The 1,004-nt window shown below is 37.8% G+C and carries 2 pseudogenes; one reads left to right on the plus strand and one right to left on the minus strand.

Annotated elements, in window-relative coordinates:
• Window positions 1-419: 419 nt before the first annotated feature.
• Window positions 420-715, plus strand: a pseudogene (locus AB204_RS24165) (IS982 family transposase); the annotation flags it as partial.
• Window positions 716-717: 2 nt separating this feature from the next.
• Here the strand turns inward: AB204_RS24165 and queF are convergent.
• Window positions 718-930 (minus strand): annotated as a pseudogene (gene queF / locus AB204_RS19805) (NADPH-dependent 7-cyano-7-deazaguanine reductase QueF); the annotation flags it as partial.
• Window positions 931-1,004: the final 74 nt, after the last annotated feature.

A 1,004-nucleotide genomic window follows, 5' to 3' on the forward strand; every position in this document is an offset into this window, starting at 1 on the left:
TATTTAATTAGGGTGGTGGGGGATAGAAAAATGCGAAATTCACCGTTCCGTAGTAACTATCTGCCACTCTTATTTATTACAAAATATACAAAATATGTATCGTCCGGTTTGTCATCACCAGGGAAATTTAATTATATTTTAATATAAAAATGATCACAAAAGTTTTATATTCTCTATCTTTCAAGTTGCTGCTTTATTGCGTTTACGCCTTTAGTAGTATAACGATATAACATGGTGTTACCTATGCAAGTTATCTCGGTTTCTGAGGAATTACCACTTGCCGTTACAGCAACTTGAAATCTATTGGGTATAACTGGTTTCATCCAGCAGTTTAGTTACTTCCTTTAGAAAGGAACTAAAGTGTCTGAGGCACGATTAAATTTTTTGTCAAAGAAAAAAATCGTGGAGATCCTCAGGCTATGGCTACTTTGGAAGAACTTTACTGCTGCGTCGATGATTTCTGCCAAAAGTTTGTCCCTTTCTGGCATCAGCAGTTAATCGGGGACGGATTACTCCAGCGTAATCGCTCGTCTTCTCTTTCTTTCAGAGAAGTAATGACGATTCTCATCTTATTTCACATGAGCCATTACCGGGATTTTAAATTCTTTTATACTAAACATGTAACGCCTTACCTTCATAAGGAATTTCCAAGCCTGGTTGGTTATACTCGCATACTCATCTTGAAAAGAAGAGCACTATTCCTTTGTGCGCTTTTTCAATATCCTGATTATCGATGCATTTTCCTGCAAATTCGGCAATTGGCTGCTGATTGAATTCATGAAGGTGATGTAAAACAATTTCGATATCGCCATTGGCACAAGCAGATAAATCCTGTTGCAGAGTTTTTTGTACTGTTTCCCAATCAGCAACGCGGGTTTGGTTAAAACTGTTCAGATAAAGCTTAAAGCTTTTTGATTGGATAAGAGGTATTTTCATGAACAAGCGGAGCTTGAGCAATCATCTTAGCAGTCTAGCCCTCAGAAGCCAAAAGGGCGGCTTTGATG

Source organism: Xenorhabdus khoisanae, from assembly GCF_001037465.1.
GTDB lineage: Bacteria > Pseudomonadota > Gammaproteobacteria > Enterobacterales > Enterobacteriaceae > Xenorhabdus > Xenorhabdus khoisanae.